We start from the raw sequence: 20,184 nt of genomic DNA on the forward strand, positions 1-20,184 counted from the left end.
CCGCGCTGCGGCCCTTTTCGCGATACAAACCCTCCCCGCGTGACTTTCCCCTCCCCCCGCAAAGTCCCACTTCCTGGTACCCCCACAATCACAACACCAGGCCGGACCACCCATGCACCCTCAACGCACTGCCTTGCACAACGAACTGCACGCCCGCCCGTCGCTGTATTTCGACGGCCCGGCGCATGTCTTCCACCTGGCCCTGCTCGGCGGTGATGCTGCCTGTGCGGCCCTGCTGCAGCGCTGCAGCCCGGATGCCCTGGACGCAACGGCAGCCCAAGGCATCACCCGCCTGGACGGCCACCCGTTCAAGTGGGAACGGCACACCGAGTTCTTCACCCTGACACTGGTAGTGCCCTGCACAGCTGCCGATACCGAGTGGCAAGCCCTGCCACCCGTGCTGGCCGAGGCCATCGCCCCGCAGGCGGCACAGATGATCAACGCCGTGCAGGTGCTGGTACGCGACGAGCAAGGCCTGGACCTGCCCCAGTACGGTTTCAAAGACCCCTGCGGCTCGTGCGTAGGTGGTGGCGATGCGGTGGTGTGGAGTGACTTCCGCCTGACCGAGGACGGCACCAACCGCTTCCTGTTCATCAACCGCCGCCTCAATGCCTACCGCCAGGGCCGCATGATCCGCCGCCTGCTGGAGATCGAGACGTACCGGATGATGGCCTCGCTCACCCTGACTACGGCCAAGGCCCTGAGCCAGGAACTGGATGCCTTCGACAAAACCCTGGTCACCCTTTCCGAGCGCAGTGCCGGCGGTGAAGGGCATGACTCCAAAGGGCTGCTGGAAGCCATTGCCCACCTGTCACGCCAGGTTGTAAGCCGCACGGTAAAAACCCGCCACCGCTTCGGCGCCACCCAAGCCTATGCACAACTGGTGTTCGAACGCCTGGGTGAACTGCGGGAGAGCCATGTGGGTGACTGTCAGCGCTTGGGGGTGTTCATCGAGCGTCGGTTCAAGCCGACCGTGCGCTACTGCGCGGCTACCGAGCAGCGGCTGGAACAATTGGCGAAGAACGTGGCGAACCTTGGCGACTTGCTGCAGGCGCGGGTGCAAGTGGAAATGGAAGAACAGAACGCCGGCATTCTGCACAGCCTCAATGCCCGGGCTGATGCCCAGGTAAAGATCCAGCGGGCAGTGGAGGGGCTGTCGATCATCGCCATCACCTACTACCTGCTGAATCTGTTCAAGCTGCTGTATGGCGGGCTGAATGTGCTGGGGTTAGGGCTGACGGCGCGGGATGGGTTATTGGCCATGGCGCCGCCAGTGTTGTTGGTGTTGCTGGTGATTTTGCTGCGGATCCGGCAAGCCAAGCAGCATTGAGGTCGGGGCGCTTGGCGCCCCCGCTCTTTACACCGACTCGTCAGCGGGGCGAGCGCCCTCTTGCACCAGCACCATGCTCTGTGGCGATGACAGCGCAATGCCTTCGTCGCGCAACCGCCCGAGAATGGTGAACAGCAGGTCACTGCGGGTACCCGATACCTGGCGCGGCCCGGCTACATAACCACTCACGCCAATCACCATTCCGCTGCTGGTCAAGTCCTTGAACGACACCGAAGTGGCCGGTGCATCCAGAATCGCCTCATGCTCGCGGTACGCCGCCAGCAGCAGCTCGCGCACACGGTTGGCATCGGTTTCCAGTGGCAGCGTCAGGGTAATGCCGACCACCCCCAATGCATTGCCCATGGTCACGTTGCGCACGTTCTGCGATATGAACTGCGAGTTGGGCACGATCACCGTCGAACGGTCCGACATCTGGATCTCGGTGGCGCGCACGTTGATGCGGCGGATATCACCCTCGACACCTGCCAGGCTCACCCAGTCGCCCACCTTTACCGGGCGCTCGGTCAGCAGAATCAGGCCGGAGATGAAGTTCTGCACGATTTGCTGCAAACCGAAACCGATACCGACCGACAGGGCACTGACCACCCAGGTCAGGCTGGTGAGGTTGATGCGCAAGGTCGACATCACCAGCATGGCCAGGAACAGGAAGCCCAGGTAACCCACCAGGGTCACCAGCGAGGCGCGCATGCCGGCGTCCATGTCGGTTTCCGGCAGCAGGCGATCACTCAGCCAGCGCTTGACCACGCGAATGGCGAACAGCCCACCGAAGAAAATCGCCAGGGCCAGCAGAATGTCCTGCGGCACGATGTTCAGGTTGCCGAGCAGCTTGCCACCGGTGCCGTCCCAGTCGCCCAGGCTCAGCAACAGTTCGCTGGGGCTGGTGCCCGATGGCATCAATACCAGCAACAGCGCCAGGAACAGCACGATGGTGCGGCCGATGCCGGCCAGGATGGTGCTGGCCTGTGCCTGATGGCGCGGCGCCAGGCCCAGGGTAGAAGCCAGTGCCAGGCCACCGGGCTGACGCGGCGACAACAGGGTTTCGCACAGGTCGCCAAAGAACGTGGTCAGCAAGTAGGCACAGGTGACGACCAGGCTGACCCACAGCAACTTGGCGGTGAGGAAGTAGGCAAGCGTCAGGTAACCGGTGAGCAGCGCCAGCAGAATCAACGACAACCAGATGACCATCACGAACGGGATCAGCCCGGCCAGGCCCGTGGGGCGCTCCAGGTCATGCTTGCGCAGGGTGCGGCGGTAACGCAGCAACGCGCCGGCAAAGATGAACGCCACCACCAGCGCGGTCAGCCCGTTGACGGCCACCGTCAGCGCCAGGCTGGCGCCGATCACGCTGTTCATCCGCTCCATGGTCATCATGACCATCAGTGCCAATGCCAGCACCTTGGGGAACCAGCCCAGCGCGCTGGCCACTTCGTCGTGGATCGGCGGCAGCCGCCAGGACGGACGCTGCAGCATCAACATGGCGCGGCCCAGGCCAGTGATGAAGGCACTGAACACCACCAGGGCGAGAATGTGGTTGGTCAGGCTGGCGATATCGCTGCCCAGCTCGGCGCTGCTCTCCAGCCCCCAGCGCAGCAGCGAAACAGAACCGGCGATGGTGCCCAGGGTTGCCAGGCTGACGCCCAAGGCCAAGGCACTGCGACGCAGGCGACCCTCAGGTAACCAGCCCACCATGGCATTGGCCAGCAAGCGCTCAAACAGCCCACGCACCAAGGTCCAGACCAGAATCGCCGCGACCAGGCTGGTAATGAACAGCCAGCGGTTATCGGCGCTGAAGGCACTGCTGATGGTATCGGCTGCCTCGCCGCGCAGGTCACGCAGGCGCGCCACGTCGTCCTGGGTGGGGCGGATGATGCTCTGCCAGAACGCCGGGCTCAGTGGCGAGGCCGCACGGCTGGTGATCTGCGAGTTGAACTGACTGCGGCGCAGGTTGACGATCTGCGTGGACAGGTCGCGTGCTGACTGGGTCAGCTTGGTGGCCTGATCCTGCTGGGCCACCAGCGCCTTCTTTTCGGCCTCCAGGGCTTTGCGCTGCTGGGTCAGGGTGGCGGCCTCGTCCGGCTGGACCGGGCCAATCACCTTCAGCTTGTCGTCGAGCTTTTCCACATCGGTGGTGCGCTGCGCACTCAAGGCGTCCGCCTGGCGCTGCACCTGCATCGCGGCCAGGCGCAATTGCGACAGCAGGTCGTCGTTGGCGTCACTGGTGACGCCCTGACGGACCTGATCCAACCGGTCGCTCAGTTGCTCGATGCTGGCGTTTTCATCCAGCGCTGGCGCTTCGGCTGCCGCCAGGTTGGACAATGGCGTGGCCGGGGCCGACCACGCCGGGCTGGCAAGCGCCAACAGCAGGACCATTAGGCCTGCGCAATAACGGGCAAGGCTGACACGCCTCATCGACTATTCCTCTTTACAACTCGATTTGGCGGGGGATTCTACGCGGCTTCAAGCCATCAGGAGAGTGCCGTCTCTCGTTTGAGTAGCTGCTGTTTGCGCTCGACGCCCCAGCGGTAGCCGCTGATGTCGCCGTCCCGACGCACAACCCGGTGACACGGGATGGCCACGGCAATGTGGTTGGCCGCGCAGGCCATGGCGACTGCACGCACCGCTTTGGGCGCACCGATGCGCTCGGCGATGTCGGTGTAGCTGACCCGGCTGCCGGCCGGCACCTCGCGCAGGGCCTGCCACACCCGCTCCTGAAACGCCGTGCCCTGTACATCCAGCGGCAAGGTCAGGCCCAGCGCCGGGGCTTCGACGAAGCCCACCACTTCGGCAACCAGCTGTTCGTAGGCGCTGTCGCCGCCAATCAGACGGGCTTTGGGGAACTGGTCCTGCAAGTCTTGCAACAGGGCCTCGGGATCGTCGCCCAACAGAATCGCGCAAATACCCTTCTCGCTTTGGGCCACCAGGATCGCGCCCAGTGAACACTGACCAATGGCGAAATGGATCGTTGCCCCGGTACCCCCAGCACGGAATTGCCGGGGGCGCATGCCCAGGCGCTGACCGGCGCTTTCGTAGAAGCGGCTGTTGGAGTTGTAGCCCGCATCGTAGATGGCGTCAGTGACTGAACGCTCACCGTCTTCCAGGTGCGCACGCACACGCCGGGCGCGGAAGGCGGTGGCGTAGGCCTTGGGGGTTACGCCGGTTTCAGCCTTGAACAAACGGTGCAGGTGGAAGGAGCTGACAGCCAGTTGCGCACTGAGCTGGTCGAGGCTGGGGGCAGGGTCGCAGGTTTCGATCAGGCGACAGGCGCGGGTGACCAACTGGCTGTGGCGGCTGGTGCTGGCTTTGCTGATGCAACGTTTGCAGGCGCGGTAACCGGCCGCTTCGGCGGCAACGGGGGTGTCGTAGAACTCGACGTTGCTGCGCTTGGCCATGCGAGACTTGCAACCGGGGTGGCAGTAGACGCCGGTGGTGCGCACGGCGTAGACGAAGTGGCCGCTGGCGTTGGAGTCACGGGACTCGACGGCTTGCCAACGTTGGTCAGGGGTTGTGTAGTGGTTCATCTAGAAATTCCGGATAAGTGGTTGCCTGTACCGGCCTCTTCGCGGGCAAGCCCGCTCCCACAGGTACTCCACGGTGCTTGAGAATTGTTCACCCGCGAAAGGGCCGGCACAGGCAGTGCAAAAGCCTCAGGCCCGCCACAGGTACCAGGCCGCCACGGTACGGTAAGGCCGCCAGCCGCCACCCAGCGAGCGCATCTGCGCAGGCGTTGGCGCCTTCTCCAGCCCCTTGAGCCGTCGATAGCCCTCGCGCACACCAAAATCGTCCACTGGCAGAATGTCCGACCGCTCCAGGCTGTAGATCAGCAGCATCTCCACCGTCCACCGCCCTACCCCACGCAATGCCACCAGGCGCTCGATCAGGGCTTCATCAGCCATGGCCAATGCCTCTTCCCGCGTCGGCACCAGGCCTTCCAGCCGGGCCTGGGCAATGCCCTGCACCGTGGCCATCTTGCTTGCCGAAAACCCACAGGCACGCAGGGTGTCCGGGCTGACAGCCAGCAGTTGCTCAGGTGCCGGGAACGCAACCTGCGGGAACAGCGCCAGCAACCGGCCAAGGATCGCCTCTGCGGCGCGGGCATGCAGCTGTTGGTAGGCAATCGCCCTTACCAACGCCTCGTAAGGCTCACGCCCCGGTGTGGCCTGGTGCAGGCAGGGCCCAATGGCAGCAATGTGCCGCGACCAGTCCGGGTCGAGCGCAGCCAGGTAATCGGTCGCCTCGCGGTAGGCCTGCGGCGAAAGGTCGGCAAGAATCATGGCGGCTCCATCAAGTCGATTGCAGGTCCAGCTTAGCGCAGCCGTTCATCGGGCAAACGCCGGTTCTTGCTCGGCTAATTCCTGGCATACCATTGCTCCACGCCATCATCCCCGCATAGAATTGAGAACAATTCACAATCGCACACATCAAGGGACCGGGCCTTCGCTACGATGCAGATCAACGACACGCTCAAACCGGCCGAGGTCGCTCTGCTGTACCAGTCCCACCATGCCTGGCTGCGCGGCTGGTTGCGTAGCCGGGTCGGTTGCGGCGAGCATGCCGCCGACCTGGCTCAGGATACCTTCGTACGCTTGCTGCGCGCCCGCCAGGTATCACCGCTGAAAGAGCCGCGCGCCTACCTCAGCAGCATCGCCCGTGGCCTGATGATCGACCAGTTCCGCCGCCGCGCGCTGGAGCGGGCCTACCAGGAAAGCCTTGCGCACTTGCCCGAGGCTGAAGTGCCCAGCGAGGAAGAACGGTTGGTCATCCTCGATGCCCTGGAGCGCCTGGACCGTGCCCTGCACCAGTTGAAACCGCGTGTACGCCAGGCGTTTCTGCTGGCCCAACTGGACGGTTTGAGCATCGTGCAGATCGCCCACCAGCTGGACGTATCCCGCGCCACCATCGAGCGCGACCTGGCCAAGGCCCTGGGCGTCTGCTACCGGTTGCGCTATGCCGACACCTGACAGCACACCCGCGCAGGCACAGGTCGACCAGGCGATCGACTGGCTGGTAAAACTGCGTTTCGACCGCCCCAGCGCACGCACCGAGCAACAGTTCCGGCAATGGCTGGCCAGCCACCCGCACAACCCGCTGGCCTGGCAACGTGTCAGCCACCTCAGTGACGAGATGGCCGCGTTGCCCAAGGACCTGAGCCGGCGCACCCTGGATGGCGGCCAGCGCCAACGCGTCAGCCGCCGAAACCACCTTAAGTTGCTGGGGCTCTTGGCGGTGGGCGGCAGCCTGGGCTGGGCTGCACGCGAACCGTTGGGCCTGCCACAACTGCTGGCCGACAGCAGCACCGCCACAGGTGAACGGCGCCAATGGCAAGGCAGCGACGGCAGCCGCATCCAGCTCAACACCGCCAGCGCCATCGACTTGCGCTACAGCGCAGCGCAGCGCCGGCTGGAACTGATCCACGGCGAGGTCAGCCTGGACAGCAACCCGAATGACAACCGACCGTTCCGTATCGACACCCATGTCGGCGCGCTGACCACACTCGGCAGCCAGCTGTTGCTGCGCGAAAACAGCCAGGGCCTGCTGCTGTCGGTCCGTCGTGGTGAAGTTACGCTGTTCCCCTCCTCCGCGTCTGCGCGGCAAATCGAGCAGGGCGAAACCTTGCAGGTCGGGGCAAATGGCAGCATCCACGCAGTGACGCTGCACAGCGACCCATGGGGCTGGACCGACGGTGTTCTCAGTGTGCAGCAGATGCCATTGGCCGAATTTGTCGCCGAACTCGGCCGGTACCGTCCAGGCCTGTTGCGCTGCGCGCCTGAAGTGGCAAGCTTGAAAGTGTCTGGCACCTTTCAGTTGGCTGACACCGAGCGGGTCCTGCAACTGCTCACTCGCAGCCTGCCTGTGCGGGTCGACTACCGGACACGCTTCTGGGTAAACGTCGGCGCAGCCTGAAAGGTCATCATTGCGCTACAGCGCGGATGCGCCCAGCACGCCGATACGACTGCCTGGCAAAACACACGAACAACCCGGCCATCAGCGCCAGCGCCATGGGCAAGCCATGTGGCGCCACATTCATTGCCGCGCCACTGAGCAGCGGCCCGATCAGGCTCCCCACGCCCCACAGCAACCCTACGCTGGCGTTGGCAGTGACCAGGTCCTGGCCTTTGAAGCGTTGCCCGATCAACACCAGCGCCAAGGTATAGATACCCCCTGCCACCGCGCCCAGTACCACCAACAGCGGCCACAGCAGCCAGGTGAGGTTCAACAGCCAAGGCAGGCCGATGCCGATCGCCATCGCCACCAGCCCGCACACCAGGTGCAGCCCGGTGCGCTCCACCCGGTCGGCCAGCCAGCCCAGCGGCAGTTGGAACAGCATGTCGCCAGCAAACACCACAGTCACCATCAGCGCCGCGACGCCCACGGCAAAGCCATGGCTGGTGGCATACACCGGCAACAGCGACAGCACCACGGCATCGAAGAACGAGAAGAACAGCACGGCCACGCACAGCGCCGGCGCCACACGGAAGAACCCGGCCAAGCCAAAGCTCTTTTCGCCCTCTTCATGTTCGACATGGTCGTTGGGCACGGTCAGCACGATGCACAGCAGCGCCAGGCCATAGCAGGCGGTGACCACCCCGGTGATCCACGGGCTATCGGCACCCAGCACCGCCAGCATGGCTGGGCCGAGCACCTGAAAGCCGGTGAAGCTGGTGGCATACAGGGCCATGATCTTGCCGCGGTTGTGCTCCGGGCACAGCTCGTTGACCCACGACTCGCCGAGGATGATGGCAATCCCCATGCCCAGCCCGAGGCCCAGGCGCAGCAGCGCCAGCAGCCACAACGAACCGAATGCCGACTCGAGCAAAGCAATGCTGACCGTGCACAGGCTGAAACACAGCAAGTAGATGGTGCGCCGGGTGAGGTGACGGCAGCAGGCATCGACCAGAAACGCTGAGAGCATCATGCCCGCAGCAGGGATGGCCGAGATGATGCCGATTTCCAGGGTGCTCGCCCCCGCCTCATGCAGGCGCAACGACACCAGCGGCAAGCTGGCCCCCAAACTGAAACCCACGACCGACACGGCGAACAACAGGCCCGCCAGCAAACGCATGTTCATGTACCACTCCTTGCAAACAGAAAAGACGTGCAGACACAGGCGCGCACGCCAGGGTGGCGAGCGACGCAAAAGCGCAGATCAGTTCAGGCGAGGTGTGGCGAGAAGGTGAAGGCAAACAGCACGCTGCGGCGGCGCTTGAGCACCGTGTCGCTCGGCCACGCACGACGCAAGGCCTGGAAGGCAGGCTGACGGGCGTGTGGCAGGGACTGGGTACGGCGCATTGCTTTGACTACTACGCAGGTGGTTGGAAAAAGAGGCGGCACTCTAGGCCAAGGGTGTCAGGTCGTCAATCGTCGGGGCTGCAACGCAGCCCCAGTGATATCAGCGTTTACCCGTAGACGGCAAGAACACCGCCAACAAGCCGAACAGCGGCAGGAACGAGCATACCCCATACACATATTCAATGCCGCGCAGGTCCGCCACATACCCCAGCAGCGCCGCACCAATGCCGCCAAAGCCGAACATCAGCCCGAAGAAGATACCGGCGATCATGCCCACGCTGCCCGGTACCAGCTCCTGCGCATACACCACGATCGCGGAAAACGCCGACGCCAGGATAAAGCCGATCACCACGCTCAACACCGTGGTCCAGAACAGGTCGGCATACGGCAGTGCCAAGGTGAACGGCGTCACGCCCAAAATCGAGAACCAGATCACCGCCTTGCGCCCGATGCGGTCACCGATCGGCCCACCAAAGAACGTGCCGGCCGCCACCGCGCCGAGGAACAGGAACAGGTGCAGCTGCGAGCTGGCCACCGACACATCGAACTTCTCGATCAGGTAGAAGGTGAAGTAGCTGGTGAAGCTGGCCATGTAGAAGTACTTGGAGAACACCAGCAAGCCCAACACGATCAGCGCCGCGATCACCCGGTTGCGCGAGATGCCGTGGGTGGCTTGCACCGCCTTGCGCGCCTTGGCCTGGTTGAGGTGCTCCTTGTACCAGCCACGCAGCATCAAGGTCACGCCAAAGAAGAACAGCGCGGCCAGGCCGAACCAGGCGACGTGGGTCTGGCCGAATGGAATGACGATGGCCGCCGCCAGCAGCGGGCCCAGGGCCGAACCGGTGTTGCCGCCCACCTGGAAGGTCGATTGGGCCAGGCCGAAGCGCCCGCCAGAGGCCAAGCGTGCAATACGCGAGGTTTCCGGGTGGAACGTCGATGAGCCGATACCGACCAGCGCCGAGGCCAGCAAGATCATCGGGAAGCTGCCCACGAAGGCAAGCATCACGATGCCCACCAGCGTGCACAAGGTGCCCATCGGCAACAGGTTCGGTGTCGGCCGGCGGTCGGTGAAAAAGCCGACCCAGGGTTGCAGCAACGAAGCGGTGATCTGGAACGTCAGCGTGATCAGGCCGATCTGGGCAAAGCTCAGGTCGTAGTTGGCCTTGAGCATCGGGTAGATCGCCGGCAGCACCGACTGGATCAGGTCATTGATCAGGTGCGCCAGGGCGCAGAAACCAATGATGCGCATCACCAGCGGCGTGGCTTGGTTTGCCGTTGCGTGGGTGGACGCGGTGGAGGCACTACTGATGGCCATTTGCCTAAATCTCCGTCCTCAGGTTTGGGATCCGATTATCAGGAAACAAATAGATACATAGCTACCTTTTTTATCCCTCCGTCGCGACCTACTTGAAAATGGTTCTCAATATAATTAGCATCCTTGACCCATACCCCTGTCATCGTTGGGCGAAACGGCCCCTATCGTGAGCAGACCTACCCATGAGCCCGATGCCCGCCATGCAACTGCAGCCCGACCCACAGCAGGAAGCGCTGGAGTGGTTTTCGCTATTGCGCCAACCCGGCTGTGACGAAGCCCAGCGCCAGGCATTCGCGGCCTGGTGCCAGGCCCCCGATAACGCTCGCGCCTATGCAGAGCTGGAAACGTTCTGGCAGCAGTTGCAGCCACCACCCGCCCGCCCCCGCTCACGGCAGGTCACCGTGCGCCGCAGTCACCTGGGCAAATGGCTGGCACTTGTGTTCCTGCTTGTATTAAGCGCCGCAGCCTACCTCTACTGGCCGCTGATGCAGCGCCTGGCCAGCGAGCTGCACACCGACGTGGGCGAACGCCGCAGCACGCGCCTGGCAGATGGCACCACGCTTAACATGGACAGCGCCAGCGCCATGAACGTCGACCTGCGCGGCCGTACGCGTCAACTGCACCTGGTGCAGGGCCAGGTGTACCTGGAGGTTGTGCTCGATGGACGGGCGATGGAAGTGGAAGTGGGCAGCACACGCATCCAGGTGTTCGGCACTCGCCTGCTGGTCGCCCGCCATGCAGATCATGATGAACTCGTGGTAATCAGTGGCAAGGCCATGGTCACCCAAGGGGGGGATCAACGCATGGTCTCGGCGGGTGAGCGGGTTACCTTTGATGACATGCGTATCGACCCAGTGCAGAAAGCCGACCTGAAAACCGCCGATAGCTGGCGCAACGGCCGCCTGAAAGCCACCGACATGCCTCTGGGGCAGGTGCTGGAGCGCCTTGCCGGGTACCAGGGGCAACGCCTGTGGATGATGGATGAACACATGGCTCATCGGCGCGTAAGCGGTGATTTCAACCTCGACCGGCCACAGGAAAGCCTGCAAGCCTTGGCTGCGGCCCAGCATTTGCAGCTTCAGGGCGTGCTCGGCCACTGGCTTGTAGTGCGCTGAAACCGCGCCCGGCCGCTAAGTTTTTGAAAGCGTGCAAATTTTTTTTGAAATGAGTGTTGACAGGGGGGGCGTTCAAGAGAATAATGCGCGCCATCGGCTACATAGCTCAGTTGGTTAGAGCATAGCATTCATAATGCTGGGGTCCGGGGTTCAAGTCCCTGTGTAGCCACCAAACAAGACGAAGGGCTTACCGCAAGGTAAGCCCTTTTTCTTTGCCTGCGAAAAAGTTAGCGCCGGGCAATACCCTCACTTGCAGCCAAGGCCGCCCCTGCTGCAACTACAGCGCCAGAGCCAATGCCACGATCACGATCACGATCAGGGCTATCGCTTTCAGCCCCTGACTCGAAAGGCACTGGTTGCAGATAAAAAGCGGGCTGGCTGCAGGCGCCTGCCATGGCCATCCCCCCGTCATGCAATCGACACTTCACCGTATGCCGGTTACGGCTACCGCAAGGCCAAGCCCGATCAGCGCCAGGCCTATGGCACGGTCCACCAGCATTTGCCGTTCGATCATGGCCTTGCGCAGTGCCGTGCTGGAGAAGAACACCGCCACCAGGCTGAACCACAGCCAATGGGTAAAGGACATGAACGCGCCGTAGGCGAAGTCCAGCACCAACGGGCTGCCGGGCTGGACGACCTGGGTGAACGCACTGATGACAAACAACATGGTCTTGGGGTTGAGGGCATTGGTCAGAAAGCCCGTTCGCAGGGCTTGCAGCACGCCACCAGCGGTTTGCCCTACACCCTCCAGGCTGATGCGCCGGGTATTGGTCAATGACTGGTAGCCCAGATAGATCAGGTAGCCCGCACCCAGCACTTTCATGGTGAAGAACAATGTCGGGCTCTGGCTGATGAGCACTGCAATGCCCAACACCGTGTACAGCACGTGCACCTGCACGCCCAGCGCAATACCCACGGCAGCGGCCAGCCCGGCCCTTCGGCCCTGTGCATAACTGCTGCGGGTGACCATGGCGAAATCGGCGCCAGGGCTGATGACGGCGAGCAAGGTAAACAGGGCGACGGCGATGAGTTCGGTCATGCGGGAGGCTCTCGATAGGCGATGGAAATGCACAGACCAGGGGATTATCGATCGCTCATGAACATGGAAAAATCGATTTATAGTGGTGCATATCTGATAGTTTTTCTCACAGAGGTGTTTTGCCAGTACTGGCCTTTTCGCGGGCGTGCCCGCGAAGAGGCCGGGCCTGAAAACATGCAAACCATGAAACTGCCGCCACTCAACGCCCTCCGCTACTTCGACATCGCCGCCCGGACCGAAAGCTTCGTGCGCGCCGCCGAGCACCTGCACGTCACCCACGGCGCCGTCAGCCGCCAGGTACGCCTGCTTGAAGAACACCTCGGCGTGGACCTGTTCGAACGCCGTAACCGGGCCATTTTCCTCACCCCAGCCGGCCGCGCCCTGCAAGGCACTACCCAGGCAATCTTCGAACAGCTCGAAGGCGCCGTGCAGCGCTTGCAACAACAGGCCCGCGACAATGTGCTGGTGCTGTCCTGCGAGCCGACCATCGCCATGCGCTGGCTGATCCCGCGCCTGCCTCGCTTCCATGCCGACCACCCCGACCTGCAGTTGCACCTGGTAGCCGCAGGCGGGCCGCTGGACTTCGCCCGTAGCGGTGTCGACCTGGCAATCCGCCGCGACGACTTTCACTGGGATAACCAGCTGTACAACCAGAAAATCTGCGACGAATGGATCGGCCCGGTGTGCCGCCCTACCGCCCCCAACCCGCTGAACGGCCAGCGCCTTCTTCACAGCACCACCCGCCCCGGCGCCTGGCCCACCTGGTTACGCCTCAGCGGCCAGCAGGCGCGGCATAACGAACGCAGCGACTACGAGCACTTCTACCTGTCGATCCAGGCCGCCAGCGCCGGCTTGGGCGTGGCCATGGCCTCAGCCCTGATGGTGCGCGACGAACTCGACAGCGGGCAGTTGCAGGCGCCCTTCGGTTTTGTGCGCGATGGTTCAGCCTACTACCTGCTCAGCCCACAGCCGGTCGAAGACGGCGGCAAGCGCCAGCGTTTTGCCGAATGGGTCACACGCGAATGCCAGCGCTGCCTGGCTCACTTGGGCTTGATGCAGAACGACGAGCCAGCGCTGCCATCGCCGCCCCAGGTGCGATAGCCGGCGGTGTCCACATGGATACGCCCGGACGGATAGCGCCCCAGGCCCATGTTCCAGGCCTGGCCATACTGCTGCCAGAAGCGGCACAGCGGGTTGGGATCAGCCCAGGCCGGCAACAGGATATCGACGGCGAAGGCGCGGGTATGGGCACTGTTGGCAGCACCGCCCGCGCAAGTATTCAGGCGTGGGTTCCGGTAGGCGGAGACCACTTCGAACGGGCGCAGGATGCCTTGATCATCAAGCGTCTTGATCAGCGAGAGGGTCGAACGTACAGCCGACCAGTTGCTGGCAGGCGGCACGGCAAAGGGAGACGCCTGGCACAGCCTCCAGTCCGAGGCCGAGCGCAGCAACTGGTGGATAGGCACTACACCGTAAAGACGGGCATCCACCAGCATTTCACGGAAAGGCCGGGTTTGATGCTCGCCAGCCCATTGCGCGAACATCCACAGGTCGCGTTCGTCGGCATGTGCAGCACCAACAATCAGCAGGCCCGCCACCAGAAGCCGTTTTTTCATCCTTTATCCATCCGTGCATAGAGAACAAAGAAAACCAGGCCAGAGGTGGTAGCGGCTATGCTCGGTCAGTCCTCAAGCAGGGTGCACGCCATCACCAGCGCGTCTTCGCGTCCCCCGGCAACCGGATAATAGTCGCGGCGGCGGCCGATTTCGTTGAAGCCGTAGCGCTCATACAAACGATAGGCCGACTGGTTGCTGGCACGCACCTCCAGGAAGCACTCGCGACCATTGAGCTGGTAGGCCCGGGCCATCAGGTGCTCCAGCAGGCGCAGGCCCAGGCCACGGCCCTGGTTTTCAGGTTTGACGGTGATGTTGAGCAGGTGCGCCTCGTCGATGATCACGTTGATCACGCCATGGCCTACCTGCTGCTGGCCGTCGAACATCAGCCAGATTTCGTACGACTTGAGCGCATCCAGAAAGATCCCGCGGGTCCAGGGATGACTGAACGCGGCATATTCGATCTTAAGTACGGCATCCAGATCCGCCTCGGTCATCGGGCGGAAACTGATCGATTCACTCATTCAACGCGCTTCCAGCGCGCCATCAGCTGGCGCATGGCTTTCCAGACGTCCGCCTTGCGCTGCGGCTCGTCCATCAACAGTTCAAGGCCCGGCAGTGCCCAGGCATCGCCCAGGCCGTCGAGCGTCAGGGTTTGGTAATAGGCGTCGGCGTCGGCATTGGCGGCAAAGCGCAGCGCCGGCAGGCCGATCAGCCACAGGCAGGTGCTCGGGGCATCTTCGAGGCGCGCCTGGACAAAACCCCGGACAAAATCACGCGCGGCTTCCGGCCCCTGGTCCATGTTGCCTCGCACCAGCAAGGGCCAGCGCACCGGTTCGCCGATGATCTGCGGGGCGTCAGGCAGGCCGGCGGCGCGCAGCATGTCCTTGAGCAGCAGGTAGGACGGGTCGCGGCTCTGGAACGGCTGGCCGGTGGCCAGTTCGACCAGCAGCAGGCAACTGCCGGCGCGCAGCAGTTGCAGCGAGAAACGCGGGGGCGGCACGGGGGCAGGTCGCGGCGGTGCGGGCTGTTCCTCGGCCTCGACAGGCTTGGCAGCCGGTTTGGGCGCACTGCCCGGGCGCGGGATTTCGATTTTTGGCCGCTCGCCGGAGCGAGCCTGAGGGGCGGCGGGCGCATTGTTTGCAGCCGGTGCCGGCCTGACCTCGAAATCGATGTCCTCGACCGGTGCCACCAGCAGCAGCAGCTCGGGGCGCGACGGTGCGGCGAACGCCAGTTCGGCGCGCGGCAGCCAGTGCACCACTTGCATGGCGGAAAGGTAGGCGCGGCGACGGGGTTCGGTCAGCAAGGGGCGGGTATCCAGGGGGCGAAAACAATTGGGCATTCTAACGTGTACGCCTTGGTTTTTGCAGCGCCTATCAGACCGAGCGCCGCCCGCGCTCGATCTCACAACCAACCCAGAAACACCGCCATACACCCATAAAGCAAAAGGTTATCTGTCATTACAGACCAAGGGGTGAAAACCTCCCCCCCGGATGCAGTACAATCGCCCCCTTTTTCTTGGCAACGAGTCGAAGCCAATGATCGAACCCAAGCGCGTCCTGCGCGCCCTAGCCGAACACTGGGCCCTGATCGAGCCGCTGTGCGAGCGTTTCGACCAGGGCACCCTGAGCCTGGTCGAGCTGCGCCAGCATGTGGCCCGCCAGCAGGTCGAGAGTACCCCGCAGGACATCACCCAGCTGCTCGACGTATGGATCCGCCTGGATATCCTGGTCCCGGTGGCCAAAAGCCCGAACCGTTTCGAGCTCAACGCGCAGATCCACGACTTCCTCGCCTACCTGCGCCGCGAACACCGGCTGGGCCTGTGCCTGGAGATCGAAGCCTACCTGCGCCACCTGGAACGCCTGGCCGGCCACATCCAGGACGCCTTCGACAACCGCGACAGCGACGACCTGGCGCGCCAGCTGCGCCTGCTCGACATGCGTGTGCGCGATGTGCTGAAAAAGCTCGATAACGACGAGCAGGCGCTGGTGGCCGTGGCCGAACGGGCCAAGACCAGCAACCGCCAGATCCCGCTACGTCAGCGTTATGCCGAAGTACTGGCCACCTGGGACGAATACGTCGAGCCGATGATCCAGCTGGTGAACGCCGACGGCGCCTTCGAACAAGGCGTGCGTAAGGTCGAGACCGTGCTGCTGAAGCTGCTGGGCGAACAGGCCCGCCTGGGCCACCTGGTCGACGACGACATGCTGCTGCGTACCCACGCGCGCATCCTGGAAATGCAGACCAGCGCCCAGCTCACCCTGCGCCATGCCCGTGAACTGCTGCTGCCGCTGCGTGAAGAAGCCCGCCGGCACAACGCCGTGACCCGTGGCGCTGCGCTGGCCCTGTCGGTGATCCGGCGCAAGGGCATCGATGCCGTGCCGCAAGCGGCCATGCCGATGTTCACCCGCCCGCAAAGCACCTTCCTGGGCAGCGCGAGCCAGGTAGAGGCCTATGTGTACGCCCTGGCCCGCTTCGAGCCCAAGCCGGCGCGCTTCCCCAAAGCCCACAAGACCCAGTCCGGCGCCCTGCCCCGTGCACCGCGCACGGTCAAAGAGATGGCCGAACGCTGCGAACAGGCCCTGCCGCTGCCCGACCTGATGGTCTGGCTGCTGGAGCAGGAACCCGAGGGCGCCACCGACGAGCTGCTGTACTGGTTCTCGCGCCTGTCGCGGGAAAAGCGCTTCAAGCGCGAACGCCTCGACCGCCGCGAATACACCACCCAGGAACACTTGGTCAGCCTGCGCTCGTTCGCCCTGACCTCCAGCCGCGAAGACGCCACCAGCGCGCCTACCGAACCCAACGCGAGCCCAGCCCATGCATCTTGATCTTTCCGAACTGTCCCAGCTCGCACCGATCTTCCGCGAGCTGTTCAAAGGCTTCCACGTCAGCCGCCGCGACCCCGAGCTGTACGCCCAGCTGTCGAACTTCCAGGACCAGTACCGCACCCTGTTCAAGGCCCTGGGCTTCGAGCTGGTGTGCGATACCCGTGGTTTCTACTACTTCGTGCCGGACATGACCGCCGCACAGGTGAACAAGACCGCGCAGCGCCTGTCGCTGTTCACCTTCATTCTGGTCGAGCACCTGGCCGACCAGGGCCGCGACCCGATGGCCGTGCTCGATGGCGGCAGTATTGGCCGTGACGAGCTGCCCTCGCTGCTGGACAAGTACCGCGACCTGTTCCTGCAGGCCGAAGTGCAGACCGTGGACGAGCTGGAAGAAAAAATCCTGCGCCGCATGACCCAGCTTGGTTTCGCCTTTGAGGAAGGCGGCATCTACCGCTTCTTGCCGCCGATGCACCGCTTCCTTGATGTGTGCCTGTCGGTGCAGCAGGACCGCGACCTGGCCGCCACCCTGCACAGCGACCTGCCGCTGCCCACCCCGATACTGGTCGAGGAAGAAAGCCCCGAAGAACTCAACCGCACCGACGACCCGCTGGACCTCAGCCCGTTCGACGGCGAGGAGAGCGAAGAAGAAGCCCTGGCCCGGGCCATCCGCGAAGAGCAACAGGAGATTGACGCATGAGCCAGGAACGCTACGGCATCCGCCGCTTTGCATTGCTCAACACCGCCGGCTACAGCCTTGGCCTGTTCCCGCTGGAGCACCCGCTGTCGGTCTACGGCGCCAACAACCTGGGTAAATCCGCGTCGATCAACGCCCTGCAGTTCCCGATCCTGGCGCGCATGTCGGACATGAGCTTCGGCAAGTACAGCCTGGAGCAGTCGCGTCGCTTCTACTTCGCCAGCGACACTTCGTACATTCTCTGCGAACTGAGCCTGCCGCACGGCCCGCACGTGATCGGCGTGGTCGGCCGCGGCCCAGGTGGCGGTTTCGGCCACCAGTTCTTTGCCTACAAGGGCGAACTGGACCTGGCCCACTACCAGAAGAACGACACCTGCCTGCGCCAGAAAGAGCTGTTCACCAACCTTGAGCGCCTGGGCATCAAGGCCTACGAGCTGAAGCCGGACGAACTGCGCCGCCTGCTGGTTGGCGGCCACACCTCGGTGCCGCTGGACCTGACCATGATCCCGCTGCGCTCCACCAGCGAGCAAAGCCTGAAAACCTTCCGCGCGCTGTTCATCAACCTGCTGCACATGCGCGAAATCACCGCCGCCAAGCTCAAGCAGCTGTTCCTCGACGCGTTCGAGCACAGCCTGCGTTCGGGCAGCGTCGACTACATCGCCGCCTGCGAAGAAGCGTTCCGCGACGTGCGCCGCATGGAGCAGGATTACAACGCCCTGGTCGCCGCCGGCCCGCTGGTCGAGGCCCTGGCCGGTGGCGTGGCCCAGCGCGACATCCTGCGCGGCAAGCTGCACCGCATTTCGCCCGTACTCGACACCCTGCTGGGCACCTGGCAGGAATACGCCATGGCGCGCAAGGAAGAGCTGGTCATCCAGTCCGAGCACTACCGTGGCGAGCAGGACCGCCTGCAGAACGACCAGCGCGGCGGCACCCAGGAGCTGATGCGCCTGGAGCGTGAAATCACCGGCATCCAGCGCTGGCTGGGCGAGCTGTCGGTGCTCAAGCACCGCTTTGCCCTGGTCGATGACGTCAAGGTGCTGGAGCAGCAGCTGCTGGCAGCCAAGGACGCCCACGACGAACTGGCCGGCGCCCTGGCCCAGTCGCGGCAGTTCAGCGCCGAAGACCTGGACGAGCGCGTACGCGACCTGGAAAAACGCCTGAAGCAGGTCAAGCAGCAGCTCGACCACGCCGACAACAACAGCTACGCCCGCCTGCGCGAAGAGTTCTCGCAAGCCGACGTCGACCGCCTGATGCGCCTGTTCAACGGCGCGCTGTTCAGCCTGCCGCTGGGCGACCGTGGCATCGAGCTGGACGACAGCGACCTGTGGGTAAAATCGCTGGAAGCGGTGCTCGACGGCTTCAAGGGCGAGCGCTTCGAAGCCCCGGGCTTGGCCATCGACCTGACCCACATCGACCCGCCGGCACTGCAGGCGCTGGCCGACCGTGCCGCCCTGCGCGACCAGAAAGAGCGCCTGGAAAAAGAGCTGAAACAGCTCAAGACCCAGCAAGCCGTAGCCGCCGACCGCTCTGCCTCCAAGGCGCAAACCGAAACCCTGTACCAGGAAGTGCTGGATGCGCAAAAGGCGCTGGAAGACTTCCGCCGCAGTGAAACCCTCAGCGCCGAAGAGCCAGAGAAGCTGGAGCAACTGTCGCAGCTGGAAGCTGCCCAGGACGAATTGAAGCGTTCCAGCGACGCCTTCACCGAGCGCGTCCAGCAGCTGTCGGCGAAGCTGCAGCTGGTCGGCCGCCAGATCGGCGACCTCGAGTCCAAGCAACGCACCCTGGAAGACGCCCTGCGCCGTCGTCAACTGCTTCCGGCCGACCTGCCCTACGGCACACCGTTCATGGAAGCCATCGACGACTCGATGGACAACCTGCTGCCGCTGCTCAATGACTACCAGGACAGCTGGCAAGGCCTGCAGCGCGTGGATAACCAGATCGAGGCGCTGTACGCCCAGGTGCGCCTGAAAGGCGTGGCCAAGTTCGACAGCGAAGACGACATGGAACGCCGCCTGCAACTGCTGGTGAACGCTTACGCGCACCGCACCGACGAAGCCCTGACCCTGGCCAAGGCACGCCGCGCTGCAGTCACCGACATTGCCCGTACCCTGCGCAACATCCGCAGCGACTACGACAGCCTCGAGCACCAACTGGCCCTGTTCAACCGCGAGATCAACAAGCGGCAGGTGTCCAACCTCGAAAGCTTCCGCGTGGTGCTGGCGCCGAACAAGGAAGCGCTCAAGCACATCGACCAGATCATCCACAGTGCCGGCCAGTACGAAGAAGGCGAAACCCTGTCGGTGTTCGACCTGACCCAAAGCGCCGAGCAGGACAACAAGAACGAAGAAGCCAAGGAGTACTTGGCACGGCTGGTGGCGGCCAACCACAACCAGCTGGGCCTGAAGGACCTGTTCGAGCTGGCGTTCGAGATCACCAAGGTCAACGGCCAGCCGATCATCCACGCCGACATCGACGGCGCGGCGTCCAACGGCACCACCATGACCATCAAGGCGCTGACCAACATGTACCTGTTGCTGCACCTGATGGACCGTGACCTGGCCGGGCGCATTCGCCTGCCGTACTACCTGGATGAGGCAGCAGACATCGACGAACGCAACCAGGCAGCACTGCTGGAAACCAGCCTGCAGCTGGGCTTTGTGCCGATTCTGGCGAGTGTGAAGCCGCAGGTGTCGGCGCGCGTGGCGATCGACCTGGAAGGCGGTAGCGGGCCGAATGGCATCTACATCGACGAGGCGGACTGGAAGTTCATCAGCCGGCTGGATGAGGTGAAGGCGGTTGTGCGGGAGGATCAGGCCGAAGAGTTGGCCTGAGGTAACCAGGGCCGCTTTGCGGCCCATCGCGACCTGCGGTCGCTCCTACAGGGGTATCGCAATCTCCCGTAGGAGCGACCGCAGGTCGCGATAGGAGGCCGAATGGCCTCC

At 63.8% G+C, this 20,184-nt stretch carries 18 protein-coding genes and 1 tRNA gene; 9 read left to right on the top strand and 10 right to left on the bottom strand.

The annotated features are described in order from the left end of the window. Positions 1-112 precede the first annotated feature (112 nt). Positions 113-1,330, top strand: coding sequence for a DUF3422 domain-containing protein (locus APH36_RS21840; RefSeq protein WP_060500213.1), 1,218 nt, complete (start codon positions 113-115; stop codon positions 1,328-1,330). Between the two features lie 27 nt (positions 1,331-1,357). Here APH36_RS21840 and APH36_RS21845 read toward each other — a convergent pair whose 3' ends face one another. The 3 genes from APH36_RS21845 to APH36_RS21855 form a co-directional block, all read right to left on the bottom strand. Next, positions 1,358-3,760 (bottom strand): DUF3772 domain-containing protein, encoded by a 2,403-nt coding sequence (locus tag APH36_RS21845; RefSeq protein WP_060500215.1) that lies wholly within the window; start codon positions 3,758-3,760, stop codon positions 1,358-1,360. Between the two features lie 56 nt (positions 3,761-3,816). Then, entirely contained in the window at positions 3,817-4,869 is a 1,053-nt protein-coding gene (gene ada, locus APH36_RS21850; RefSeq protein ID WP_060500217.1) for a bifunctional DNA-binding transcriptional regulator/O6-methylguanine-DNA methyltransferase Ada, read from the bottom strand. Positions 4,870-4,995: 126 nt separating this feature from the next. Further along, positions 4,996-5,622 carry a DNA-3-methyladenine glycosylase gene (locus APH36_RS21855; protein WP_060500218.1) on the bottom strand — a complete coding sequence of 209 codons (627 nt, stop codon included), beginning with the start codon at positions 5,620-5,622 and terminating at the stop codon, positions 4,996-4,998. A gap of 171 nt (positions 5,623-5,793) precedes the next feature. Here APH36_RS21855 and APH36_RS21860 point away from each other — a divergent pair, with 171 nt between their 5' ends. Continuing rightward, on the top strand, positions 5,794-6,309 hold the full coding sequence (locus APH36_RS21860; RefSeq protein WP_060500220.1) for a sigma-70 family RNA polymerase sigma factor: 516 nt from the start codon (positions 5,794-5,796) through the stop codon (positions 6,307-6,309). Next, positions 6,296-7,252, top strand: coding sequence for a FecR domain-containing protein (locus APH36_RS21865; RefSeq protein ID WP_060500222.1), 957 nt, complete (start codon positions 6,296-6,298; stop codon positions 7,250-7,252). Before APH36_RS21860 ends, APH36_RS21865 begins: the two co-directional genes overlap by 14 nt. A gap of 7 nt (positions 7,253-7,259) precedes the next feature. Here the strand turns inward: APH36_RS21865 and APH36_RS21870 are convergent, their stop codons facing one another. The 3 genes from APH36_RS21870 to APH36_RS21875 form a co-directional block, all read right to left on the bottom strand. Further along, on the bottom strand, positions 7,260-8,417 hold the full coding sequence (locus tag APH36_RS21870; protein ID WP_060500224.1) for an MFS transporter: 1,158 nt from the start codon (positions 8,415-8,417) through the stop codon (positions 7,260-7,262). Positions 8,418-8,500: 83 nt separating this feature from the next. Continuing rightward, complete coding sequence (locus tag APH36_RS32155; RefSeq protein ID WP_003247435.1) at positions 8,501-8,638, bottom strand: hypothetical protein; 138 nt, start codon at positions 8,636-8,638, stop codon at positions 8,501-8,503. A gap of 100 nt (positions 8,639-8,738) precedes the next feature. After that, complete coding sequence (locus APH36_RS21875) at positions 8,739-9,953, bottom strand: MFS transporter (protein ID WP_060500226.1); 1,215 nt, start codon at positions 9,951-9,953, stop codon at positions 8,739-8,741. Positions 9,954-10,144: 191 nt separating this feature from the next. Between APH36_RS21875 and APH36_RS21880 the strand changes: the two genes are divergently transcribed. Both APH36_RS21880 and APH36_RS21885 read left to right on the top strand, forming a co-directional pair. Next, positions 10,145-11,068: a FecR domain-containing protein gene (locus APH36_RS21880; RefSeq protein ID WP_060500228.1), complete on the top strand. Its 924-nt coding sequence runs from the start codon at positions 10,145-10,147 to the stop codon at positions 11,066-11,068. A 95-nt stretch (positions 11,069-11,163) separates the two neighbouring features. Then, positions 11,164-11,240: transfer RNA gene (locus APH36_RS21885), tRNA-Met, on the top strand. Between the two features lie 252 nt (positions 11,241-11,492). Here APH36_RS21885 and APH36_RS21890 read toward each other — a convergent pair. After that, entirely contained in the window at positions 11,493-12,107 is a 615-nt protein-coding gene (locus APH36_RS21890; protein WP_060500231.1) for a LysE family translocator, read from the bottom strand. A gap of 183 nt (positions 12,108-12,290) precedes the next feature. On the opposite strand from APH36_RS21890, the gene APH36_RS21895 reads away from it, so the two are divergent. Continuing rightward, positions 12,291-13,208, top strand: coding sequence for a LysR substrate-binding domain-containing protein (locus tag APH36_RS21895; protein WP_060500268.1), 918 nt, complete (start codon positions 12,291-12,293; stop codon positions 13,206-13,208). Here the strand turns inward: APH36_RS21895 and APH36_RS21900 are convergent. The 3 genes from APH36_RS21900 to APH36_RS21910 form a co-directional block, all read right to left on the bottom strand. Further along, positions 13,148-13,723: a D-Ala-D-Ala carboxypeptidase family metallohydrolase gene (locus tag APH36_RS21900; RefSeq protein WP_060500234.1), complete on the bottom strand. Its 576-nt coding sequence runs from the start codon at positions 13,721-13,723 to the stop codon at positions 13,148-13,150. The two genes, APH36_RS21895 and APH36_RS21900, sit on opposite strands and share 61 nt — an antisense overlap. Before the next feature lie 65 nt (positions 13,724-13,788). Further along, positions 13,789-14,244: a ribosomal protein S18-alanine N-acetyltransferase gene (gene rimI, locus APH36_RS21905; RefSeq protein ID WP_060500236.1), complete on the bottom strand. Its 456-nt coding sequence runs from the start codon at positions 14,242-14,244 to the stop codon at positions 13,789-13,791. Next, positions 14,241-15,026 carry a hypothetical protein gene (locus tag APH36_RS21910; RefSeq protein WP_060500269.1) on the bottom strand — a complete coding sequence of 262 codons (786 nt, stop codon included), beginning with the start codon at positions 15,024-15,026 and terminating at the stop codon, positions 14,241-14,243. The genes rimI and APH36_RS21910 overlap by 4 nt, the downstream gene beginning before the upstream one ends. 232 nt (positions 15,027-15,258) lie before the next feature. Here APH36_RS21910 and mksB point away from each other — a divergent pair, with 232 nt between their 5' ends. Genes mksB through mksF form a run of 3 tightly spaced genes read left to right on the top strand, consistent with a single transcriptional unit; the run spans position 15,259 to position 20,073 of the window. After that, positions 15,259-16,548 (top strand): Mks condensin complex protein MksB, encoded by a 1,290-nt coding sequence (gene mksB / locus APH36_RS21915; RefSeq protein WP_016713342.1) that lies wholly within the window; start codon positions 15,259-15,261, stop codon positions 16,546-16,548. Beyond that, on the top strand, positions 16,538-17,245 hold the full coding sequence (gene mksE, locus APH36_RS21920) for an Mks condensin complex protein MksE (protein ID WP_060500238.1): 708 nt from the start codon (positions 16,538-16,540) through the stop codon (positions 17,243-17,245). Before mksB ends, mksE begins: the two co-directional genes overlap by 11 nt. Beyond that, positions 17,242-20,073 carry an Mks condensin complex protein MksF gene (gene mksF, locus APH36_RS21925; protein ID WP_060500240.1) on the top strand — a complete coding sequence of 944 codons (2,832 nt, stop codon included), beginning with the start codon at positions 17,242-17,244 and terminating at the stop codon, positions 20,071-20,073. Before mksE ends, mksF begins: the two co-directional genes overlap by 4 nt. Positions 20,074-20,184 lie beyond the last annotated feature (111 nt).

It is taken from the genome of Pseudomonas sp. NBRC 111133, assembly GCF_001320605.1.
Classification (GTDB): domain Bacteria; phylum Pseudomonadota; class Gammaproteobacteria; order Pseudomonadales; family Pseudomonadaceae; genus Aquipseudomonas; species Aquipseudomonas monteilii.